Below are 19520 nucleotides of genomic sequence, written 5' to 3'. Positions count from 1 at the left end.
AGGATCCCATGCCTATCGAAGAATACCCGACCCTGTCAGCCCGCACGATCACGCAGCGCGTGTCGTCCGGCGCGGTTTCGGCCCGCGAGATACTGGACGCCGCATTCATGGCTCTCGACAAGGTCGAGCCGATCATCCATGCCTTCGCGACACTTGCGCGCGAAGAAGCCTATGCGACCGCCGACGCGCTTGATGGCAGGATCGCCCGTGGCGAACCGGTTGGCCCTCTCGCCGGTGTTCCGGTCGCAATCAAGGATCTGGTTCTGACGAAGGGCATACGAACCACCTTCGGATCCAACCTTTATGCAGACTATGTCCCCGATGCCGATGACATCGTCGTCGAACGGCTGAGAGCGGCCGATGCCATTATTCTCGGAAAGACGAATGTCTCCGAGTTCGGCTTTGGCGCGCATGGCAACAATCTGCTGTTTCCGGCCACCGGCAATCCATGGAACACCGAACGATCTCCAGGCGGCTCCAGCGCGGGCTCGGCGGCAGCCGTGGCGGCCGGTATCTGCCCCATCGCCATCGGCAGCGATGGCGGAGGCTCGGTGCGTCTGCCAGCGGCTCTGTCCGGCCTGGTCGGCATAAAGGCGGCGATGGGCCGCGTACCGCTTTGGCCGGGATGCCGCGACATTTCGCTTCCAGGCGTCTCGGGCTGGGAATCGATCGAACATATCGGCCCCATCGCCCGTGACGTTGCAGACGCAGCGCTCATGCTCTCCGTTATCGCCGGCCCCGATCCTCGCGACCGCTGGTCCATACCCTGTGCCGATCTCGACTGGACCAGCATCGCCCCACTGCCCCCCGGCACGAAGGTGCTCTACTGGCCGACCTGGCATGACCAGGCGATCGAACAGGCACTGAAGGATGCGACGGACAAGGCAGTAGCGCTGGTTGCCGAGGCCTGCGGACTGGAGTTGGTGGTCGGCGTTCCGCCTGAAATCGCCGTGCACGCGACCTTCAAGGCCATGGTCGCTCTCGAAACCGACCTGACCGGCATGCGCAAGCTTCTTACAGAAAAGTCGCTTCCCGTCTCCAAGGCGGTGACAGATCTGCTTGCCGAGTCACGGCCTTTCGAGGATGCCACGAATGCCATCACCGCCCGTAAGGCCTTCGTCGATGAAATAGCAAAGGTGATGAGCGGCTGCGATTTCATCTTGACGCCCACTCTCTCGGTCACTGCCTTCCCCAAGGACCAGGATGGCCCGTCGACAATCGACGGCAAGCCCATTGTCCCTTACGAATGGTGCCCCTTCACCTCGCCCTTCAATCTGACCGGTCAGCCGGCCGCCAGCGTACCGTGCGGCCTCGTCGATGGCCTACCGATCGGCCTGCAGATCATTGGTCCCCATCTCGGTGACGCGCCGGTGCTTTCAGCGGCCGCGGCCTTCGAGACGGTTCTGCCGAAAATTGGCCGCCCGCCCATCCATGCATAATCAACCCTACCATCAGGAAACACCCGTGAAACCGCTTCGCATCGGGATGCTGACTCCATCCTCCAATACCGTCCTTGAACCCGTGACCATGCACATGCTCCGGAAGCTGCCCGACGTGACGGCGCATTTCTCCCGATTCCGGGTCACTGCGATCGGGCTCGACGCCGCACTACTGAGCCAGTTCGACGATCGTCCGATGATGGCGGCTGCCGAATTGCTGGCCGACGCCAAGGTCGATGTCATCGTCTGGAACGGCACCAGTGCCGGCTGGCTCGGCCTCGACAGCGATCGTCATCTATGCGAGCGCATCACCAAGGCAACGGGCGTGAAGGCGTCTACATCGGTGCTTGCCCTCTTTGACGTGATGCGTAAGCGAAATGAGAAAAGGATCGGCTTGGTTTCCCCGTATACCGACGACGTCCAGGTCGCGATCGTGAAGTCCTTCGCCAATGAAGGGGTCGATATCATCTGCGAACGGCATTTAGGCATTCGAGACAATTTTAGCTTCAGTCAGGTGACAGGCGAAAAGATTTCCAAGATGGTCGACGAGCTCGCACCGTCAAAACCTGATTCAATTGCTGTATTTTGTACCAATCTCGCCGGCGCCTCGCTCGTTGATCAACTGGAAGCGGCACATGGGATACCCGTACACGACAGCGTCGCGACGGCAATTTACGGCGGACTATCGGCGGTGGGGTATGATCTGAGCCGTGTGTCCGGCTTCGGAAGGATGTTTTCGTAGACCGGTACATCGGAACACGAAAGTGAGCTCGCGCTATCGCGAGCACTCTTGGTCGGACCAGAGGGCATATTAGGCGCGCCATAACGTCCGACCATCGACGCTATCGATGTGCCGTTGTGTTTAGGAACGATCGGGAAGTTGAGGGCCGGCGCTCACCCGATCGACGGCTTTCAGGAAATCGCCAAGGTGACTGGAATGGCTAAAGGGAAGGCGCGATGCTGCCATGACGGAGGTCCGCCGGAAGGCGACATCCCACGCCTATTCGCCTCTTGAGCATCGATCACGGCGTTTGCTAGGCGCTGCTTGACACCTGCTTCACTTCGTCGGCGCAGTCCGCGCGGTCAATTTATTTCCGTCCGGGTCGCGAAGATATGCGACGAATGACCCGTTCGGACGCTCCGTGGGCGGGCTCTCGATCGCCATGCCCCCATGTGCCGTACCGGCGGCATGCCACGCAAGGACATGGTCGGGGGTCGCGGCGGCTATGCCGATAGTCCCGCCATTGGCCGCGGTCGCCGGCTTGCCATCGATGGGCTTCGTGATCATGAGCCGGCCGCCCTCATGGGTATAGATCAGCCTGCCTCTCGCGTCCATCTCGCCGGGATTGCCTCCCAGTGCAGCGAATGTGGCGTCGTAGAAGCTTCTCGCTCGCTCCAAATCGTTGCTTCCAATCATGACGTGAGTGAACATCGTTTCATCTCCACTAAGGTGTCCAATGGCCCTATCCTACGCTAGCCTAGCCATGCTGAACGCGCAAACCTCCCAATTGGACAGCCTCTCCCGTTCATTCTGCCCGTATCGGCGATGAAATCCAGATCATTGTCGCTGGCGTATTGCGGCCGCTGATCACGATGCGGGGATAATTTGCAGCTGAATGATGAGCAATTGTCAAATAGCCGGATATAACGTCGAGCGGTCTTGTCATCGATCCCGACCTGGCCGACCAATTGGGTAAAATCGGGCAACAGCATTACGTCGCCGCAGCTTCAAGGCACTACCGCTGCTCGGCGAAAACAACGCTGGCATCGCTGACGGTGGCGACATGTGAATAAGCCGCCTGTCTAGCCGCCTGAGCGTCTGCGCGCATGATCGCGGTGACGATGATGTCGTGCTCATCGAAGGACTTGGCGAGACGTCCGGGAAGGCGGAATTGCGCGCGACGGAACGGAGCGAGCCGGGCGCGCGTTTGCGTCACCAGCTCAAGGATATGGTCGTTATGAGCGCCGCGATAGAGCTGGTTGTGAAACTCGACATTGTATGTGGCATAATCCTCCTCGGCCCCGGCGCGCACCAGCCGGGCGGAAGCGCGATGTTGACGCTCGAGGGCGCGACGTTCGTCGATGGTCATTCGCTCCGCCGATAAGCGCGCGCAAATAGCTTCGAGCTCCGCCATTGCCTCAAACATCGAATGCAGATAGGCACCACTAACATTCGTCACGACGGCGCTGCGGTTCGGTTCACGACCAACGAGACCCATCGCGCCAAGTTCGCGCAGCGCTTCGCGAACCGGGGTTCGTGATACCTCGAAACGAGCCGCGAGTGTGATTTCGTCAAGCTTCTCGCCCGGCAGGAGCGACCCGGTTACGATCATATCGGCCAGAGCCCGCACCATCTGCTCGACGGTCGTTCCTGGCCTCACAACGTCCTTACGCTTGATCTGCTTCAAAGAAATAGGCGAATCCCTCAGTTCGTGCATACAGATGTACGCACGAACAAACTAAAGTCAATCATCAATTTAATATATTGTTTTTAAATGATATTTTTTCAAAAGAAGAACTCGATCCTATTGATTATCGCGGCGCGGCTTTCAAAATAAAGATCAAAAAAAGTGCATTGCTTATTTAAGGGCATTATTCCAAGAAAATCTGCATCCACTTTCGGCGATCAGAACTTCGATGGAATTTTATTACAGTAATATCATTAACTTAATATCTGGCATAGCGATTGCATACACTTTGATGTGATCTTTTTTACGAACCGGGCTCCCGCCCCAAGGAGCATTCCATGACGACACTCCTTCACATGAATCGCCGCAACTTTCTCCGGGCTTCGGCCGCAGGTGCGCTTGCCAGTGTCGCGCCGGGCCTTCTGTCATCTCGCGCCCATGCCCAGACCGCCCTCACCGTCGGCTTCATCTATGTCGGCCCAAAAGATGATTATGGCTACAACCAGGCCCATGCCGAAGGCGCTGCCGTCGTCAAGGCGCTCCCTGGCGTCACCGTGGTCGAGGAAGAAAACGTCCCTGAAACCGTCGATGTTCAAAGGACGATGGAATCGATGATTAATCTTGACGGCGCAACGCTGATCTTCCCGACGTCATTCGGTTATTTCGATCCGCATATGCTGGCCATGGCCGCCAAATATCCCAACATCCAGTTCCGCCATTGCGGCGGCCTCTGGCAGGCCGGCAAGAACCCGGTCAATACGGGCTCCTATTTCGGTTATATCTTCCAGGGCCAATATCTGAACGGCGTGACCGCCGGCTATGCCACGAAGAGCAAGAAGATCGGCTTTGTTGCTGCCAAGCCGATCCCGCAGGTTTTGCAAAACATCAACGCCTTTCTGCTCGGTGCGCGCTCCGTCGATCCGGCCATCACCTGCCAGGTGATCTTCACGGGTGAATGGTCACTGGCCGTAAAGGAAGCCGAAGCGACCAACGCGCTGATCGACCAAGGGGCGGACGTCATCACCTGCCATGTCGACAGCCCGAAGGTCGTCGTCGAAACCGCCGCCGGCCGCGGTGCCTTCGTCTGTGGCTATCACGCCAATCAGAGCCCCCTTGCTCCCGCGAAGTATCTGACTGGCGCGGAGTGGGCCTGGGGGAATGTGTACTCCGACTTCGTCAAGAAGGCACAAGCTGGCGGAACGCTCGGCAATTTCGTTCGCGGTGGACTGAAGGATGGCTTCGTCAAGATGAGCCCGCTCGGCCCTGGCGTTTCGGATGAATCCCGCAAGAAATTCGAGGCGACACTTGCCGAGATGATGGCCGGAAAATTCTCGGTCTTCAAGGGGCCCATCAAGGACAACAAGGGCAATGCTGTCATCACTGCGGACAAGAGCTTCGCCGAGGACGCGATCGAACTCGAAAGCATGAACTATCTCGTCGAAGGCGTCGTTGGCTCCACGGCTTGATTACCGAGGGAGCACCGTCATGACGGTTGAAATCAATGAGCCCGCATTGTCCATCGTTCAGCAGCAGCGGACGCAGCTGCGCCCGGCCATCGAATGGCTCGCGCGGCGGGCCGAGCCTGTGGTGATCACGCTTGGCGCGATCCTGGCGGGCCTCGCGCTGTTCTCCCTATTCATCCTGTCGGTCGGCAAATCGCCGGCCGACCTCTTTCGCTTCATGTACGCCGGCGGCTTCGGCAGCTGGTTTTCCATCCAGAACAGCTTGAGCCGCGCCTCCCCGCTGTTACTCACCGCGCTTTGCGTCGCGCTGCCAGCAAGGCTTGGCCTCGTCATCATTGGCGGCGAAGGCGCCGTCGTTCTCGGCGGCGTGGCGGCCGCGGCGATCGCACTGCCGATCATAGGCCTGTTGCCGCCGATTATCGTTCTTGTCCTCATGGCGCTTGCCGCCATGACAATCGGCGGCATCTGGATCGGTCTTGCCGGCTTCCTTCGCCACTATCGCGGCGTCAACGAAACCATCTCCTCACTGCTGCTCGCCTATATAGCCATCGCATTGATGAACCAGTTCGTTGAAGGCGCGCTGCGCGATCCGGCAAGCCTCAACAAGCCCTCCACCAAGCCGCTGCCTCACGACTATATGCTCGGCAATATTCCAGCCATGGAGGTGCATTGGGGCCTCGTCATCGGCGTTGTCGCCTGTGTAGGCTCGTGGATATTGCTCGAGATGACCAGTTATGGCTTCGCCGCCCGCATCGCCGGCGGCAATGTTCGCGCCGCGCAGATCCAGGGTTTGCCCGTGGGACGGCTGATTGCCGGTTTCACGGCGATTGCCGGCAGCTTCGCCGGCCTTGCCGGCATGATCGAGGTCGCCGCGGTCCAGGGCAGCGCCAATGCCTCGCTTGCCGCCGGGTATGGTTATACCGGCATCCTCGTCGCTTTCCTGGCGCGTCACAATCCGCTTGCGATCATCCCGGTCGCCATCTTTCTCGGCGGCATCGATGCGTCCGGCGGCCTGATCCAGCGCCGCATGGGCCTGCCCGACGCGACCGTGCTCGTTCTGCAGGGCACGCTCTTCATCGTCATCCTCTTTGGCGAAACCTTCTATGGCCGCTTCAAGATCTTCAATCCCGATCTCTGGAAAAGGAGCGCATGATGGACGATGCCGCAATCGGTCTCTGGGGCGTGCCCCTTGCCATTCTGGCCGGCGCGATCCGCGTCTCGACGCCCTTCATATTCGTCAGCCTCGGCGAGACGATCACCGAACGCTCAGGCCGCATCAATCTCGGCCTTGAAGGCACGCTCGTTTTCGGCGCCATGACCGCCTATGCCTTCGCCGTCATGAGCGGCTCCCCCTGGCTCGGCGTGCTCGCCGCGATGGCGAGCGGGGCGATCTTCGGCGCTGTACACGGCTGGATCTGCAAATGGCCGAAGGTCAACGACATCGCCATCGGCATCGCCATGATGCAGTTCGGTCTTGGCCTTGCCTTCTTTCTCGGCAAGTCCTTCATACAGCCTGTCGCGCCGCGCCTACCGGCGATCCCCTTCGGTTTCTGGTCAAACCTGCAGCCTGTACGGGCAGCCTTGAACATCAATACCCTTTTCATTCTCGGTGCAGTCCTCGCCCTCGTCCTCTGGTGGGCATTCAGGAACACCAAGATCGGGCTCATGCTGCGCGTCGTGGGCGACAGCACGGACGCGGCGCGCGCCATGGGCATAGACCCCGATCGTGTCCGGCTGCTGGCAACCGCTGTCGGCGGTTCGCTGGCTGCGATCGGCGGCGCCTATCTATCGCTCTACTATCCAGGCTCCTGGAACGAGCGCATCTCCTCCGGACAGGGCCTGATGGCCGTGGCGCTGGTGATCTTCGCCCGCTGGAACCCGATCGGCTGCTTCGTCGCCGCGCTTCTCTTCGGCGGCGCCGGCGCGCTTGGCCCAGCTCTGCAGTCCGTCGGCGTGACGCAGGGATATTATCTTTTCTATGCCGCGCCGTACGTGCTGACGCTCGTCATCATGATCATCACCTCCTCGCCCACCCGTGCGCTTAGCGGCGCTCCCGGCGCGCTTTCGCTCACCAAATAGGAAGATCAGCCATGAATAGTCTCGCAGCCGCGGCCAACGGGCAGAAACTGACTTATATCGACGCCGATCCCTATCCTTGGCCCTATAACGGCACCCTCGGACCGGACAACACAGCGCTCATCATTATCGACATGCAGACGGATTTCTGCGGTAGGGGCGGCTATGTCGATCACATGGGCTACGACCTTTCGCTGGTCCAGGCGCCGATCGAGCCGATCAAGGCCGTCCTGGCTGCCATGCGTACAAAGGGCTATCACATAATCCACACGCGGGAGGGTCATCGGCCTGACCTCGCCGACTTGCCGGCTAACAAGCGATGGCGCTCGCAACGCATCGGCGCCGGCATCGGCGACAGCGGCCCCTGCGGCCGTATCCTCGTGCGTGGAGAAGCCGGTTGGGACATCATTCCCGAGCTTTATCCGATCGAAGGCGAGGCAATCATCGACAAGCCGGGCAAAGGCTCCTTCTGCGCGACCGACCTTGAGCTGATTCTCAACCAGAAGCGCATCGAAAACATCATCCTGACCGGGATTACGACCGACGTCTGCGTCTCAACCACCATGCGCGAGGCGAATGACCGGGGCTTCGAATGCCTGTTGCTCGAGGATTGCTGCGGCGCGACCGATTACGGAAATCACCTTGCCGCCATCAAGATGGTGAAGATGCAGGGCGGCGTTTTCGGTTCGGTCTCCAATTCCCAGGCCTTGATCGAGGCATTGCCCTGATGCCTTCACTACGCGCCCATGTCTATCGCGTCGCCGCCCAAGGGCCGGACGATACCTCCGGCGTCGAATCGCTTCTTGCTGACGGCCTGGCGGCCAAGAATGTCGTGGCTATACTCGGCAAGACCGAGGGCAATGGCTGCGTTAACGACTTCAGCCGCGGCTTTGCTACCCGCAGCTTCGAAACACTCTTTCGACATCACGGCGCCGATGGCGTCTCGTTCGTCATGTCCGGAGGGACGGAGGGGGCGCTCTCGCCGCACTGGACGGTGTTCGCCCGAGAAGTGGTCGATGCGCCGGCCGAACGCGCGCTGGCGATCGGGGTCGCGCGCACGCCTTCGCTGCCATCCCAACATCTCGGGCGGCGCGAACAGGTTCTGCTTGTGGCTGAAGCTGTGCGCGTAGCGATGCGTGACGCCGGCATCGACGACCCAAGCGACGTCCATTTCGTGCAGATCAAATGCCCGCTCCTCACGCTCAGCCGCATCAGCGCGGCTGAGGCCGAGGGAAAGACACTCGCCACCCGGGACACATTGAAATCGATGGGCCTGTCGCGCGGCGCGTCGGCGCTCGGCGTGGCGGCCGCGCTCGGCGAGGTCGACGAAGGAGCACTCCGAGACACCGACATCTGTCACAGCCATGAGCTCTTCTCGCGCCGCGCCTCCGCCTCGGCCGGCGTTGAATTGACGGATCACGAAATCATCGTGCTCGGCATGAGCGATCGATGGTCGGGGCCGCTGGCGATCGACCACGCGGTGATGCGTGATGCCATCGATGTAGCCGCGGTGCGCGAGGCATACGAGCGCCTGCCGGCCAAAAGCCGCCTTGCTGCCGTTCTCGCCAAGGCCGAACCGGATCCCACCGGAAAGGTTCGTGGCAAGCGCCATACGATGCTGGACGATTCCGATATCTCAGGCACGCGCCATGCGCGCGCCTTCGTCGGCGGCGTGCTCGCCGGCTTCTTCGGCATCACGGATCTCTACGTCTCCGGCGGCGCCGAACATCAAGGGCCTCCCGGCGGCGGTCCCGTCGCCATCATTGTCGAAAAGGAGCACTGAGGTGAGCATAATTCGCGATACCCCTCTTCCCCAAGCCGGCAAGGCGGTCGGCATCGAGACGCACGACATGACCATGCGTTTCGGTAGCTTCACAGCACTGGACCAGGTATCCGTGAGTATTCCCGCAGGTAGCTTCCACGCGCTGCTCGGTGAAAACGGCGCGGGGAAATCGACGCTCGTCAAATGCATCATGGGTTTCTATCACCAGACCTCAGGTTCCCTGTCCGTGGACGGCCATGAGGTGGCGGTCGCCTCCCCGAAGGATGCTGCTATTTTTGGTCTCGGCATGGTTTACCAGCATTTCACGCTGGTGCCGTCGCTGACAGGCGCGGAAAATCTCGTTGTCAGCCGTGCCAAGATACCCCCTATTATCAACTGGGCCAAAGAGCGTAAGGCGCTCGCCGCCTTCATGGAGCGGATGCCCTTCAGGATCCCGCTCGACCGGCGGGTCAGCGAGCTTGCCGCCGGCGAAAAGCAGAAGCTCGAAATCGTCAAGCAGCTTTATCTCGGCCGCAGCTTCCTCGTGCTTGACGAACCAACCTCCGTACTGACGCCGGCGGAGGCAGATGAGATGCTCGGCCTGGTGAGGGGCATGACCGAACGCGGCGAGCTGACCGTTTTGATGATCAGCCACAAATTCCATGAGGTGACGAAATTCGCCAATGCGGTCTCGATCCTGCGGCGTGGCAAGCTGGTCGGTGGCGGCAAGGTCGGCGAACTCTCAACGGCGGACATGGCGGCGATGATGATCGGCGACATCAAGCTTGCCGAACTCGACACGCGCGTTCCTGTCACTGATACGGCCAAGCCGGTATTGCAGGTGGACCAGGTCAGGGCGCCCGACCGCTCCGGCCTGAAGACGATCGAGATCGACAAGCTGACGGTGCGTTCCGGCGAGATTGTCGGCATCGCTGGCATTTCCGGCAATGGCCAGAAAGAACTCACGGAAATTCTCGCCGGGCAGCGGCCAACCGAGACCGGGGCGATCAGCGTCAACGGCGAGATCTATGGTGCGACGCGGCCCGAGACACGAAAGAACAACGTCCGCTTCATTCCGGAAGAGCCGCTGCAGAATGCCTGTGCGCCGCGCATGACCGTCAGCGAGAATCTCGCTTTCCGCACCTTCGACCTGACGGAGACCGGCGCCGAGGCGATCTGGCTAAACAGAAGCCGGATGAAGAAGCGTGCGACATCGCTGATTGCCGACTTCAAGGTGAAGACGGCATCATCGGCCTCGCCGATTGCGGCGCTTTCCGGCGGCAATGTTCAGCGTGCCGTGCTGGCGCGGGAGCTGACGGGCGACGTCGATCTGTTGATCGTCTCCAATCCCTGCTTCGGCCTCGATTTTTCCGCCGTCGCCGAAATCCGTGCCCGTATCATGCGTGCCCGCAACGCCGGGGCGGCGGTACTGCTTTTGTCGGAGGATCTCGACGAACTTCTGGAAATGTCGGATCGCATCATGGTGATCTCCGAAGGCAGGCTCGTCTACGAAACACCGGCGCCAACCGCCGATATCTCGGTGATTGGCGCTCATATGGCGGGACATCACGGATGACCGACATCAGGGCTCAACCGTTTCCCTTCGCGCTGCGACGCGAGGCCGTGGCATTGATCGTCATCGACATGCAGCGCGATTTTGCCGAGCCCGGCGGCTTCGGCGCCAGTCTCGGCAACGATGTCAGCCGCATCACGAAGATCATCCCCGACGTGAAGCGGCTGATTGCGGGCTTCCGCTCAGCGGGCCTGCCCGTCATCCACACGATGGAGTGCCACAGACCTGACCTTTCCGACCTGCCACCCGCCAAGCGCGACCGTGGCAATCCCTCGCTCAGGATCGGCGATCTCGGACCGATGGGCCGCATCCTGATTGCCGGCGAGCCTGGCACGGCAATTCTTCCCGAACTCGCCCCCATCGACGGCGAGATCGTCATCGAAAAACCTGGCAAGGGCGCCTTTTACGCCACCGGACTCGGCGACATCCTGAAGCGTAAGGGTATCAAGCAGCTCGTCTTCGCCGGCGTCACCACGGAGGTCTGTGTCCAGACCACCATGCGTGAGGCCAACGACCGCGGCTATGAATGCCTGCTAGCCGAGGAAGCAACCGAAAGCTATTTCCCCGAATTCAAGTCTGCCGCGATCGCGATGATCCAGGCGCAGGGTGCCATCGTTGGCTGGACGGCGCATGTCGACGACATTCTGGAGACCATCAACAATGCCTGAAACGACACGCGAACTGCTGACGACGGGTGGCTGGAATGAACTGACTTTCGGTCCGTTTCGGGATGGCGTCACGATCCATTGGATTCAGCATTTCGAGGGCGACCAGCCAGGCGTCGCCCTACTGAAATACGAGGTCGGCGCGTTCGTGCCCCGCCACCGGCATGAGGGGCTGGAGACCATTCTGGTGCTCGAAGGCGTGCAATCGGATGAGGCCGGCGACTATGCCAAGGGCTCCTACGTTGTCAATGCCGCCGGGACGGAGCATTCGGTGTGGAGCGATACAGGCTGCGTCGTCCTGATCCAGTGGGATCGGCCCGTGACAATATTGGAAGAGAAAACGGCGTGACACACCTAAGATCTACCCGCCACTATCGAAGCTAGAGATTATTCACTTTCAATCCAGCCGCCTCGAATGGGTTTGTATCGCGAGTAGATCATCGGTTCCGCAGGTGCCTTCTCGCGACCTTTCCGCGGTGTTTCAACGTCTCGGTCGCGGCCGATAGCCGCTGGTAAAGAGGCAAGCGTAAAGCGTTCAAGGGGACGAACAGCTGCCTCAATAACATCACGGATCCCGGTCTCGGTGCTTCGGCCATGACGAGCACGATGAGATGTCCGTTCTGGACCGCGTCGCTGGAAAGGATCCGAACCAAAGACCCTTTATCGCTCCGTTCTCACGCCATTGATCTCATTGGCATTACGCGTGCATGCAGGAGTCAGCGGCCGATATCTTGAAGACTTCGCGCGGTATGTAGGTGTCAAGGCGTCGCTATCCCGCGTCGGAAAAGGTTACGAGGGTCATGACATCGGAATGTCTCGACCCTCGCTGGGAGACGCTTAGCTGCCCTTGCGACCCGCAAGCTGCGGAACGAACATATCACTCCACTTGGTAGGCATGGTCTTGATCAAGCCGGCACGGTGCATAAATCGGCGAAATTCATGATCCCGTTTGGGGTCGTATCGAACTTCGCATCCTTGTCCTCGATCATCTCCTGCGCATCCGCGGGCTCCACCTTAACCTTGGAGCTCTTGGCGAAGATTTCCGCTGCCCGCTTCTTGTCCTTGGCGATCAGTCCGTTGGCTTCATCGAGTGCATCGATGAAGGCCTGCGTCATCTTGGGGTTGGCATCGACGAACTTCTTCGGTGCGAAGGTGACGTCAAGAGTGATGTTGCCGAGATAATCGGTCGAACTCAGCACCCGGTGAACATTGGGCGATTTGGCTTCGACGTACTGGAACGGCGGGGACGTGAAATGGGCGTTGATTTCGGTTTTTCCGCTCACGAGCGCCGCCAAAGCTTCGGGATGAGGAAGGCTGACCGTGAGGGGGTCAAGTTTCGCGTAGTTCTCTTCGCCGAACTCCTTCGCGACAATCATCTGCAGCACGACGGCGGAAAGCGATGTTTTGATGCCGGGAAGTGCAATCTTGTCGCTGCTCTTGAAGTCTTTGAGCGACTTGATCTCGGGATTGTTCGTGTTGAGCCACAGCGAAGTGGAGCTCATGCCCGAGACGCCAACGACTTCAACGTTGGGGATTCCCTTTGCCTTGGACCACAGAGTCACGAAGCCCGGAGCACCCGTTCCGGCAAAATCCAAGGTACCGGCCATCATTGCGTCGTTGATGACGTTGCCGCCATCAAGCGACAGCCAGGAAACCTTGACGTCGCCAAGACCGGCTTCCCTGGCATGCTTCTCAAGAAGCTCCTGATCTTCCATGACGATCAAGGGCAGATAGAGAATGCCGAAGCCCTTGGAAATCCTGACTTCGTTGACCTCTGCATGCGCGGCGGTCGCAAGCATGCCAGCTGCAAAAAGACATAAGAATGCCTGTTTCAGTTTCACGTATTCCTCCTCCTTGTGAACATGAACTCTTTGCTTGAAGATTAGTGTTGCATGCCCCAGCGGCGAACCGTCTTGCGCTCGATGGCTGCAAAAATGATGTTTTCCACGAAAAGGCCGATCAGGATGACGGTGAACAAGCCAGCGAACACATTCGCCGTTTCAAGCTGATTGCGGTTTTCATAAATGAACCAGCCAAGCCCACCCGAGCCGGACGACACACCAAAAACCAGTTCTGCTGCGATCAAGGTGCGCCAGGCAAACGCCCAACCGACCTTCAAGCCCGTCAAAATGGCGGGAAAGGCCGCGGGAATAAGGATGAGTCTTACAAGACTGAGGCGCTTGAGGTGGTAGTTCTGACCAACCATCTTGAGTGTGGGAGAGACCGAGCGGAAGCCGGCATGGGTGTTGAGTGCGATTGCCCACAGAACCGAGTGAACCAGAACGAAGATGACACTGCCAGAACCAAGGCCGAACCAGATAAGTGCCAGTGGTAGAAGTGCTATCGCCGGAAGCGGATTGAACATCGAGGTCAATGTCTCGAGCAGGTCCGCACCCAGCCGTGATCCAATCGCAAGCGTGGTCAGCAGCGAGGCGAGAACGATACCGATCCCGTAACCGATGACCAGCGTCTTGAGCGATACGATCATACGATCGGGAATAACGCCATTGACGATATTGGCAACAAAGGCTTCAACCGTCTGCCCGAATGTCGGGAAAAGCAGAGGGTTGGCTAGCCAACGGCCATAAATCTCCCATATGAGGGCCAGAACCAAGAGAATGGAGGCTTTCCGCAGAAAACCGACGCGATAGACGCGTTCGAGCGCACTCACAGATTTTGCGACAATCGGAGCGTTGCCGGAATTCACGTCGTTTATGACTTCGGGTCTGAAGGTAAAAAGATCGGTCATTTTGGTCACCCCGTCAGTGTGATGCGAACAGCATGTCGTTGATGCGGCTCTCGAGCTCCGCCTGTCTGGCAGTCCCGAGTTGATCCGGCGCGATGCTATTGAGCTCGGCCTTGACTTCGCCAGGATGGGGCGACAGCAACAGAATGCGCGTGCCGACGCGGATTGCTTCTTCAATCGAGTGCGTGACAAATAGAACGGTGAATTTGGTATCGTCCCACAGACGCAATAGCTCGTCCTGCATCTTGCGGCGCGTCAGCGCATCGAGAGCCGCGAAAGGCTCGTCCATGAGAAGGACATCGGGCTCCATGGCCATTCCGCGTGCAATTGCCACGCGCTGCTTCATGCCGCCTGAAAGCATATGCGGGTAGCTGTTCATGAACTTCGCCAGCCCCACCTTTTCGATGTAGGATTCGGCCCGCTCACGCGCTTGCGCACCCGAAAGGCGACCCGATGCGGTGAGCGCAAACATGACGTTCTCGATAACGGTCTTCCACGGAAGCAGTTGATCGAACTCCTGAAAAACCATCATGCGGTCTGGACCAGGCTCGGCAACCAAGCGGTCCTTGATCGTGATTTTACCTTCCGTCACGGGGAGATAACCACCGATCGCCTTCAACAGAGTGGATTTTCCGCAACCCGACGGGCCAAGAAGAATGAAGCGGTCGGAATTATGCACATCGAAGCTCACACGGCGGGTCGCGGTGATCAATGCATCAGGTGTTTTATATTGTATCGTGACGCCTTCAACGCGCAGCAAAGGTGCCGGCGCCCCGCCAATGGATAGCGTGTCCATCAATCCTCCCGAAATATGGTTTGCAACTCCTCTAGTGCGATTTGGACGTTAGCAAGCTATTCTGACTCTTATCTGACTCAAGCAGCACGGGAGGCGTGGGAGCGTGCGGGTTTTAATCGTGGAGGATACGGAAGACATTGCGAAAGCGATATCTATCCGTTTGGAAAATGCGGGCCATGCCGTGGATCTGGAAGCAGATGGAGCCAATGCCATCGATCTGCTGAATGTTCAGGCCTACGATCTGGTTATTCTCGACCTGACTTTGCCTGGCCGCGACGGGCTCGAAGTTTTGCGCAGCATTCGCGCCCGCCGCGTGAAAACGCCGGTTCTCGTGTTGACGGCGCGCTCGGAAGTCAACGAGAAGATCAGCGCTCTCGATCTGGGTGCCGATGACTATTTGACCAAACCGTTCGACTATGGGGAACTCGAAGCAAGAGCGAGAGCCTTGATGAGACGCAACGACGGGCTGCCGGATAATCGCATTTCTTTCGGCGCTCTTGTGGTGGACCGCAAGGCACGAGTGGCAGCAGTCGATGGCCAGCCGCTCAGTCTCACGCGAAGGGAGTTGACCGTTCTTGAAATACTCGCTTCAAGACCGGAGAGAATTTTTTCCAAGGAAGAATTGGTCGATCAGCTTTTCAATTTCGATCAGGATCCAAGCTCCAACGCCGTCGAGCAATTCGTCGCCAGGATAAGGCGAAAGCTCAGTGGCTCTTCCGTGGAGATCCGAACGTTGCGGGGCCTCGGGTATCAAATTGTTTCTACGTGAATTCAGTCGATCGATCAGGGTCAGGATACTTGGGCTTGTTGCGGGTGTTCTTGCCGGTGGTGCTATCATTTTAGGCTGCATGGCGTCCTACGCTGCCAATACCGCGGCACAAGAGGCCTATGACCGGCTCCTTGGAAGCGGTGCGGTCCAATTTGCAGAAAACGTCTTCGTGCAAGGCGGCGTCGTGACGTTGGACCCTCCAGCCTCGACCATCTCAGGCCTCGCCGCCTACGATCTTGTCTTCTATCGCGTCGTCGACCCACGCGGCATCGTCGTTGCAGGAAGTGAGGATCTTTCCCCGACGGCGCCGCCTCGGCACACGCAGAAGGAGTTGGTTTTCGAGAATGGCGTCTATGCGGATCAGCCCGTGCGCATGGCCACTATTTCGAGAAAAATCGAAAATCCCGCCGTTACCGGCTGGGCGGAGATCACGGTCGCACAGACGATACATGCGCGTATCGCCCTCGCCCGTAGCCTGACATACCAAGCGCTCGGTGTGATCGGCGTGATGTTCTTGCTTGCCGTGGCGGCGACTACGCTCTCGCTGCGATTTGCCCTGAAGCCGCTCATACAGATCGAGCACGAAATCCAGTCGCGCGATCCTGACGATCTGTCGCCAATTCATGCCGAACCTCCGGTCGAGATACGCAACCTCGTCCAGTCCATCGACGGATTCATGCGCCGACTGTCCGAGCGCATCGCGATGTTCCAGAGGTTCATCGGCGATGCCGCACATCAGATGCGCACGCCGCTCGCTGCACTCGACGCTCAGGTCGAGATGCTTTCACATGCGAAATCCGGTGCTGCAATTAAGGATTCAATCTCACGGATCAGGGACAGGAACAACGAGCTGGGGCGTCTCACGGGGCAATTGCTCGACCATGCCATGGTCCTCCACCGCATCGATTCAGCCCGACTCGAACCGGTGAATATCAACGAGTTTGTCAAGCTCGTAATGTCGAAAGCGGTGCCACTTTCGATGTCGAGGGAGATCGACATCAGCTTCAAACCTGCCACCCGAGATATCGTTCTTTCCGTCGATCCGATCAGCCTTCGGGAGGCAATCTCCAACCTCATCAACAATGCCTTGGCTCACGGAGCGACCTCCAAGTTGGAAGTGGAAGTGAAACCTCTTCCAACGGGAGTCAGCATCATCATCCGTGACGACGGAGATGGTTTCGATGCCGATCCACAATCGCTGCTTGCTCCGTTCGAAAAAGGGCCTAGGTCCCGTGGTTCGGGACTGGGCTTGACAATCGCATCAGAGGTCGCGAAAGCGCACCACGGCTCACTGCTTTTTCAGCGAGAGGATGATTTCACCGTTGTCCAACTAATTTTGCCGATGTCGCTCCGATGCTGAGGCGGTGTCGTCCATGACTATCCGAGCCGTCTCGTGCTCCCGATCATAGCCAACGCTTTTCCGACAGCAAGGTCTTTGGCGGAGCTGTCGACCACCGATTGTACGTAGCCAAGGCACACATTTTTCGCTCCACTGATCCTCAGTCAGGCGATTGAAAAACATTACAATGTTGGCTGATTCCAGCGCCCATGCATCGACGTCCATGACGGCGTTTTAGAGATTATCGCCGGCACCAGTAGCAGATTTCCCATGACCCTGAACTTCCAGATGCTTGCAGCCATCGGAGGGAGAGAGCGCTATTTGATAAGGTCGGCAATACGATTGAGCGCGCCGGCAAGGCCCTTCAGGGAGACGGCCAGGGTCAGCGGTTGGGCGGGGCTGGCAGCGGAAACGGTAACGTTGAGGGCTTTGCCGGTCCTGAGCTTTGCAATCGTGTCTGCTTCGAAGGTCAGCGGCACGAGGCAGCCTTGCGGCAGGCAGGTCGAGAACGGCAGAGTATTGCCGAGAGGGGCATCGTCGACCTTCAACTGAGCGCCCTGGGGCAGTGCCAGTCCGAGAGGCAGCACCAGCGTACCCCGGAACTTACCGTCCGTTGCCTTGCCGATCTCGACTGCCAGGACGGTCTGCTTCGTCTGATTGCTGGTTTGGATCTGCCGGGCGAGGCAGGATGGAGTATTGGCCTGCATCTGGCACACGACGCCCCAATCGTCGTAGGTCTCGACCAGCGAGCTGGCCCCGCCCGGCAGCGGAGCGGCGGTGGCGATACCGCCGACGAGAGCGAGCATTGCCGCCAGCACTGAAGCCTTCGGCAAATAGCGGGATGACGTCATTAGAATAGGTTCCTTTCATATGGTTGGGATCCGGCCGTGCGTGACGGCTCAGTCCGCCGGACGGCCAGCGTCCAGTGGGTTGTATATCGCAGCTACGGCGTCGCCTGGCCCGGAAGCGAAACGCAGCCGTTGCCATTGTCGAGGCAGACGAACGTGCCCTCGAAGCGTGGATCGGTGATCACATCGTGGCCGCCATCCGCGGTTTCCGTGCCGTCGGAGACCGGCGGGATCGGCGCAAAGCGGCCGGCATCGAAGCTCGGCATCACGGAGCTTGCCTGTGTGCCCGGTTCGGGGTTGGTGGCCTTTTCCACGGTCAGCACGCCTGGAACGAAGTCCATGCGATAATTGGCGGACGCCAGAAGCGTGCCCTGGGTGATCGCATAGGCACCCGGCTCACTGAGACGGGTTGCGGGCGTGGCAAGCCCTCCCGAAAGCCTGTCGCCGTTGACCAGGCCCGCCCCCATGACGGTATAGGTCAGTGCCGGATTGGCGAGGCCATAGCGTCGGCTGAGAGAGTCGGCCGCAACCGTAATGGCACGCTGGTTCACCGTGAGGTCTGCGCCCATGTAGCTGATCGCGTAATTGACGTTGGCCAGCGACCCTTGCGTGATCGCGTAGGCGCCGACATCGGAATATTGCCCCGCCGTGGTCGAAAGCGAACCGGAGAGCGTGTCGCCATTCAGCAGGCCTGCCGCAGCATAGGTCAGCGTCGGATTGGCATCACCATAGGTCTTCGACTTCGCCTCCGCCGTCACCGCGATCGCGCGTCGGTTCACGTTCAGGTTGGCTCCGACATAGGTCAGGGCGTAATTGCTTGATGCCGAGAACGAGCCGGTGATGGCGTAGCTGCCGACGTTGGAATACTGCCCCGCTGTGGTCGAAAGTGATCCGGACAGCATGTCGCCATTGACCAGGCCCGCTCCTCCGACGGTGTAGGTCAGCGCCGGGTTGGCATCGCCATAGGTCTTCGACAGCGTATCCGCCGTGACCGTGAGCGCGCGTCGGTTCACGCTCAGATTGGCTCCAACATAGGTCAGCGCGTAGTTGCTTGACGCCGAGAAGGAGCCGGTGATGGCGTAGCTGCCGACATTGGCATATTGCCCCGCCGTGGTCGCGAGTGATCCGGACAGCGTGTCACCATTGACCAGACCGGTCGCGGTATAGGTCAGCATCGGATTGGCATCGCCATAGATCTTCGACAGCGCGTCCGCCGTCACTGTCAGCGCACGCGGGGTGACTGTCAGGTTGGCGTCCGTATAGCTGATGGCGTAGTTTGCATTGGCCAGTGTACCCCGGGCAATCGCATAGGCACCGACATCGGAATATTGCCCTGCTGATGTCGAAAGCGAGCCGGAGAGCGTGTCGTTGTTGACAAGGCCAGAGGTCGTGTAGGTCAGCGTCGGATTGGCATCCCCATAGGCTCTCGACAGCGCATCCGCCGTAACGGTTAGCGCACGCGGAGTGATTGCCAGGTTGGCGGCATTATAAGTGATCGCGTAATTGGCATTGCCGAGGCCACCGAGAGTGATCCCATAGCTGCCAACATTCGAATACTGCCCCGCCGAAGCCGAAAGCGATCCGGAGAGCATGTCGCCATTGACCAGGCCCGAAGTTGTATAAGTCAGCGCCGGGT

18 protein-coding genes and 1 pseudogene are annotated in these 19520 nt (G+C 59.4%); 12 read left to right on the top strand and 7 right to left on the bottom strand.

From position 1 onward, the window contains the following. Positions 1-8 precede the first annotated feature (8 nt). A complete protein-coding gene (locus FBZ97_RS27255) occupies positions 9-1439 on the top strand; it encodes an amidase (protein WP_145322989.1) in 1431 nt (476 codons plus the stop codon). A 46-nt stretch (positions 1440-1485) separates the two neighbouring features. Then, on the top strand, positions 1486-2181 hold the full coding sequence (locus FBZ97_RS27250; protein WP_113421557.1) for an aspartate/glutamate racemase family protein: 696 nt from the start codon (positions 1486-1488) through the stop codon (positions 2179-2181). Between the two features lie 315 nt (positions 2182-2496). Here FBZ97_RS27250 and FBZ97_RS27245 read toward each other — a convergent pair whose 3' ends face one another. Further along, positions 2497-2871: a VOC family protein gene (locus FBZ97_RS27245; protein ID WP_145322987.1), complete on the bottom strand. Its 375-nt coding sequence runs from the start codon at positions 2869-2871 to the stop codon at positions 2497-2499. A 304-nt stretch (positions 2872-3175) separates the two neighbouring features. Further along, the gene (locus FBZ97_RS27235) at positions 3176-3847 is read right to left on the bottom strand and encodes a GntR family transcriptional regulator (RefSeq protein ID WP_145322984.1); all 672 of its coding nucleotides are present in this window, start codon (positions 3845-3847) and stop codon (positions 3176-3178) included. A 338-nt stretch (positions 3848-4185) separates the two neighbouring features. Between FBZ97_RS27235 and FBZ97_RS27230 the strand changes: the two genes are divergently transcribed. From FBZ97_RS27230 to FBZ97_RS27195, 8 genes are read left to right on the top strand one after another with little or no spacing between them, the layout of a single operon-like run. After that, entirely contained in the window at positions 4186-5313 is a 1128-nt protein-coding gene (locus tag FBZ97_RS27230; RefSeq protein WP_145322982.1) for a BMP family ABC transporter substrate-binding protein, read from the top strand. Positions 5314-5332: 19 nt separating this feature from the next. Continuing rightward, positions 5333-6463: an ABC transporter permease gene (locus FBZ97_RS27225; RefSeq protein ID WP_145322980.1), complete on the top strand. Its 1131-nt coding sequence runs from the start codon at positions 5333-5335 to the stop codon at positions 6461-6463. Continuing rightward, positions 6463-7389 (top strand): ABC transporter permease, encoded by a 927-nt coding sequence (locus FBZ97_RS27220; RefSeq protein WP_145323067.1) that lies wholly within the window; start codon positions 6463-6465, stop codon positions 7387-7389. The genes FBZ97_RS27225 and FBZ97_RS27220 overlap by 1 nt, the downstream gene beginning before the upstream one ends. 11 nt (positions 7390-7400) lie before the next feature. Further along, entirely contained in the window at positions 7401-8114 is a 714-nt protein-coding gene (locus FBZ97_RS27215) for an isochorismatase family cysteine hydrolase (RefSeq protein WP_145322978.1), read from the top strand. Continuing rightward, positions 8114-9169, top strand: a complete 1056-nt coding sequence (locus FBZ97_RS27210; protein ID WP_145322976.1) for a ring-opening amidohydrolase — start codon at positions 8114-8116, stop codon at positions 9167-9169. Before FBZ97_RS27215 ends, FBZ97_RS27210 begins: the two co-directional genes overlap by 1 nt. Before the next feature lies 1 nt (position 9170). After that, positions 9171-10724 (top strand): ABC transporter ATP-binding protein, encoded by a 1554-nt coding sequence (locus FBZ97_RS27205; protein ID WP_145322974.1) that lies wholly within the window; start codon positions 9171-9173, stop codon positions 10722-10724. Continuing rightward, positions 10721-11389, top strand: coding sequence for an isochorismatase family cysteine hydrolase (locus FBZ97_RS27200; RefSeq protein WP_145322972.1), 669 nt, complete (start codon positions 10721-10723; stop codon positions 11387-11389). The genes FBZ97_RS27205 and FBZ97_RS27200 overlap by 4 nt, the downstream gene beginning before the upstream one ends. Further along, positions 11382-11735, top strand: a complete 354-nt coding sequence (locus tag FBZ97_RS27195) for a cupin domain-containing protein (protein WP_145322970.1) — start codon at positions 11382-11384, stop codon at positions 11733-11735. The genes FBZ97_RS27200 and FBZ97_RS27195 overlap by 8 nt, the downstream gene beginning before the upstream one ends. A 488-nt stretch (positions 11736-12223) precedes the next feature. Here FBZ97_RS27195 and FBZ97_RS27190 read toward each other — a convergent pair. From FBZ97_RS27190 to FBZ97_RS27180, 3 genes and pseudogenes are all read right to left on the bottom strand, one after another. Continuing rightward, positions 12224-13185 (bottom strand): annotated as a pseudogene (locus FBZ97_RS27190) (ABC transporter substrate-binding protein). Between the two features lie 83 nt (positions 13186-13268). After that, a complete protein-coding gene (locus FBZ97_RS27185; protein ID WP_145322968.1) occupies positions 13269-14135 on the bottom strand; it encodes an ABC transporter permease in 867 nt (288 codons plus the stop codon). Between the two features lie 13 nt (positions 14136-14148). After that, positions 14149-14928 (bottom strand): ABC transporter ATP-binding protein, encoded by a 780-nt coding sequence (locus FBZ97_RS27180; protein ID WP_145322966.1) that lies wholly within the window; start codon positions 14926-14928, stop codon positions 14149-14151. A gap of 103 nt (positions 14929-15031) precedes the next feature. Between FBZ97_RS27180 and FBZ97_RS27175 the strand changes: the two genes are divergently transcribed. Both FBZ97_RS27175 and FBZ97_RS27170 read left to right on the top strand, forming a co-directional pair. Next, positions 15032-15697 (top strand): response regulator transcription factor, encoded by a 666-nt coding sequence (locus FBZ97_RS27175; RefSeq protein WP_145322964.1) that lies wholly within the window; start codon positions 15032-15034, stop codon positions 15695-15697. Beyond that, on the top strand, positions 15636-17057 hold the full coding sequence (locus FBZ97_RS27170; RefSeq protein ID WP_145322962.1) for a sensor histidine kinase: 1422 nt from the start codon (positions 15636-15638) through the stop codon (positions 17055-17057). Before FBZ97_RS27175 ends, FBZ97_RS27170 begins: the two co-directional genes overlap by 62 nt. Positions 17058-17353: 296 nt before the next feature. Here the strand turns inward: FBZ97_RS27170 and FBZ97_RS27165 are convergent, their stop codons facing one another. Both FBZ97_RS27165 and FBZ97_RS34625 read right to left on the bottom strand, forming a co-directional pair. Continuing rightward, a complete protein-coding gene (locus FBZ97_RS27165; protein ID WP_145323065.1) occupies positions 17354-17842 on the bottom strand; it encodes an invasion associated locus B family protein in 489 nt (162 codons plus the stop codon). 137 nt (positions 17843-17979) lie between these two features. Beyond that, positions 17980-19520: MBG domain-containing protein (locus FBZ97_RS34625; RefSeq protein ID WP_281406148.1), on the bottom strand; the 1541-nt coding region annotated here is incomplete at its 5' end.

The sequence above is a fragment of the Rhizobium sp. ERR 942 genome, assembly GCF_007828395.1.
In the GTDB taxonomy this organism is placed as follows: Bacteria; Pseudomonadota; Alphaproteobacteria; order Rhizobiales; family Rhizobiaceae; genus Rhizobium; species Rhizobium dioscoreae.
The sequence above is the reverse complement of the archived record's forward strand: the minus strand, read 5'-3'. Positions and strand labels throughout refer to the sequence as shown.

What these genes read in the sequence shown, in the direction of transcription:
- FBZ97_RS27255 (WP_145322989.1), top strand. Translation starts at nt 9, where the DNA reads ATGCCTATCGAAGAATACCCGACCCTGTCAGCCCGCACGATCACGCAG.
- FBZ97_RS27250 (WP_113421557.1), top strand. Translation starts at nt 1,486, where the DNA reads ATGCTGACTCCATCCTCCAATACCGTCCTTGAACCCGTGACCATGCAC.
- FBZ97_RS27245 (WP_145322987.1), bottom strand. Translation starts at nt 2,871, where the DNA reads ATGTTCACTCACGTCATGATTGGAAGCAACGATTTGGAGCGAGCGAGA.
- FBZ97_RS27230 (WP_145322982.1), top strand. Translation starts at nt 4,186, where the DNA reads ATGACGACACTCCTTCACATGAATCGCCGCAACTTTCTCCGGGCTTCG.
- FBZ97_RS27225 (WP_145322980.1), top strand. Translation starts at nt 5,333, where the DNA reads ATGACGGTTGAAATCAATGAGCCCGCATTGTCCATCGTTCAGCAGCAG.
- FBZ97_RS27220 (WP_145323067.1), top strand. Translation starts at nt 6,463, where the DNA reads ATGGACGATGCCGCAATCGGTCTCTGGGGCGTGCCCCTTGCCATTCTG.
- FBZ97_RS27215 (WP_145322978.1), top strand. Translation starts at nt 7,401, where the DNA reads ATGAATAGTCTCGCAGCCGCGGCCAACGGGCAGAAACTGACTTATATC.
- FBZ97_RS27210 (WP_145322976.1), top strand. Translation starts at nt 8,114, where the DNA reads ATGCCTTCACTACGCGCCCATGTCTATCGCGTCGCCGCCCAAGGGCCG.
- FBZ97_RS27200 (WP_145322972.1), top strand. Translation starts at nt 10,721, where the DNA reads ATGACCGACATCAGGGCTCAACCGTTTCCCTTCGCGCTGCGACGCGAG.
- FBZ97_RS27195 (WP_145322970.1), top strand. Translation starts at nt 11,382, where the DNA reads ATGCCTGAAACGACACGCGAACTGCTGACGACGGGTGGCTGGAATGAA.
- FBZ97_RS27185 (WP_145322968.1), bottom strand. Translation starts at nt 14,135, where the DNA reads ATGACCGATCTTTTTACCTTCAGACCCGAAGTCATAAACGACGTGAAT.
- FBZ97_RS27180 (WP_145322966.1), bottom strand. Translation starts at nt 14,928, where the DNA reads ATGGACACGCTATCCATTGGCGGGGCGCCGGCACCTTTGCTGCGCGTT.
- FBZ97_RS27165 (WP_145323065.1), bottom strand. Translation starts at nt 17,842, where the DNA reads ATGCTCGCTCTCGTCGGCGGTATCGCCACCGCCGCTCCGCTGCCGGGC.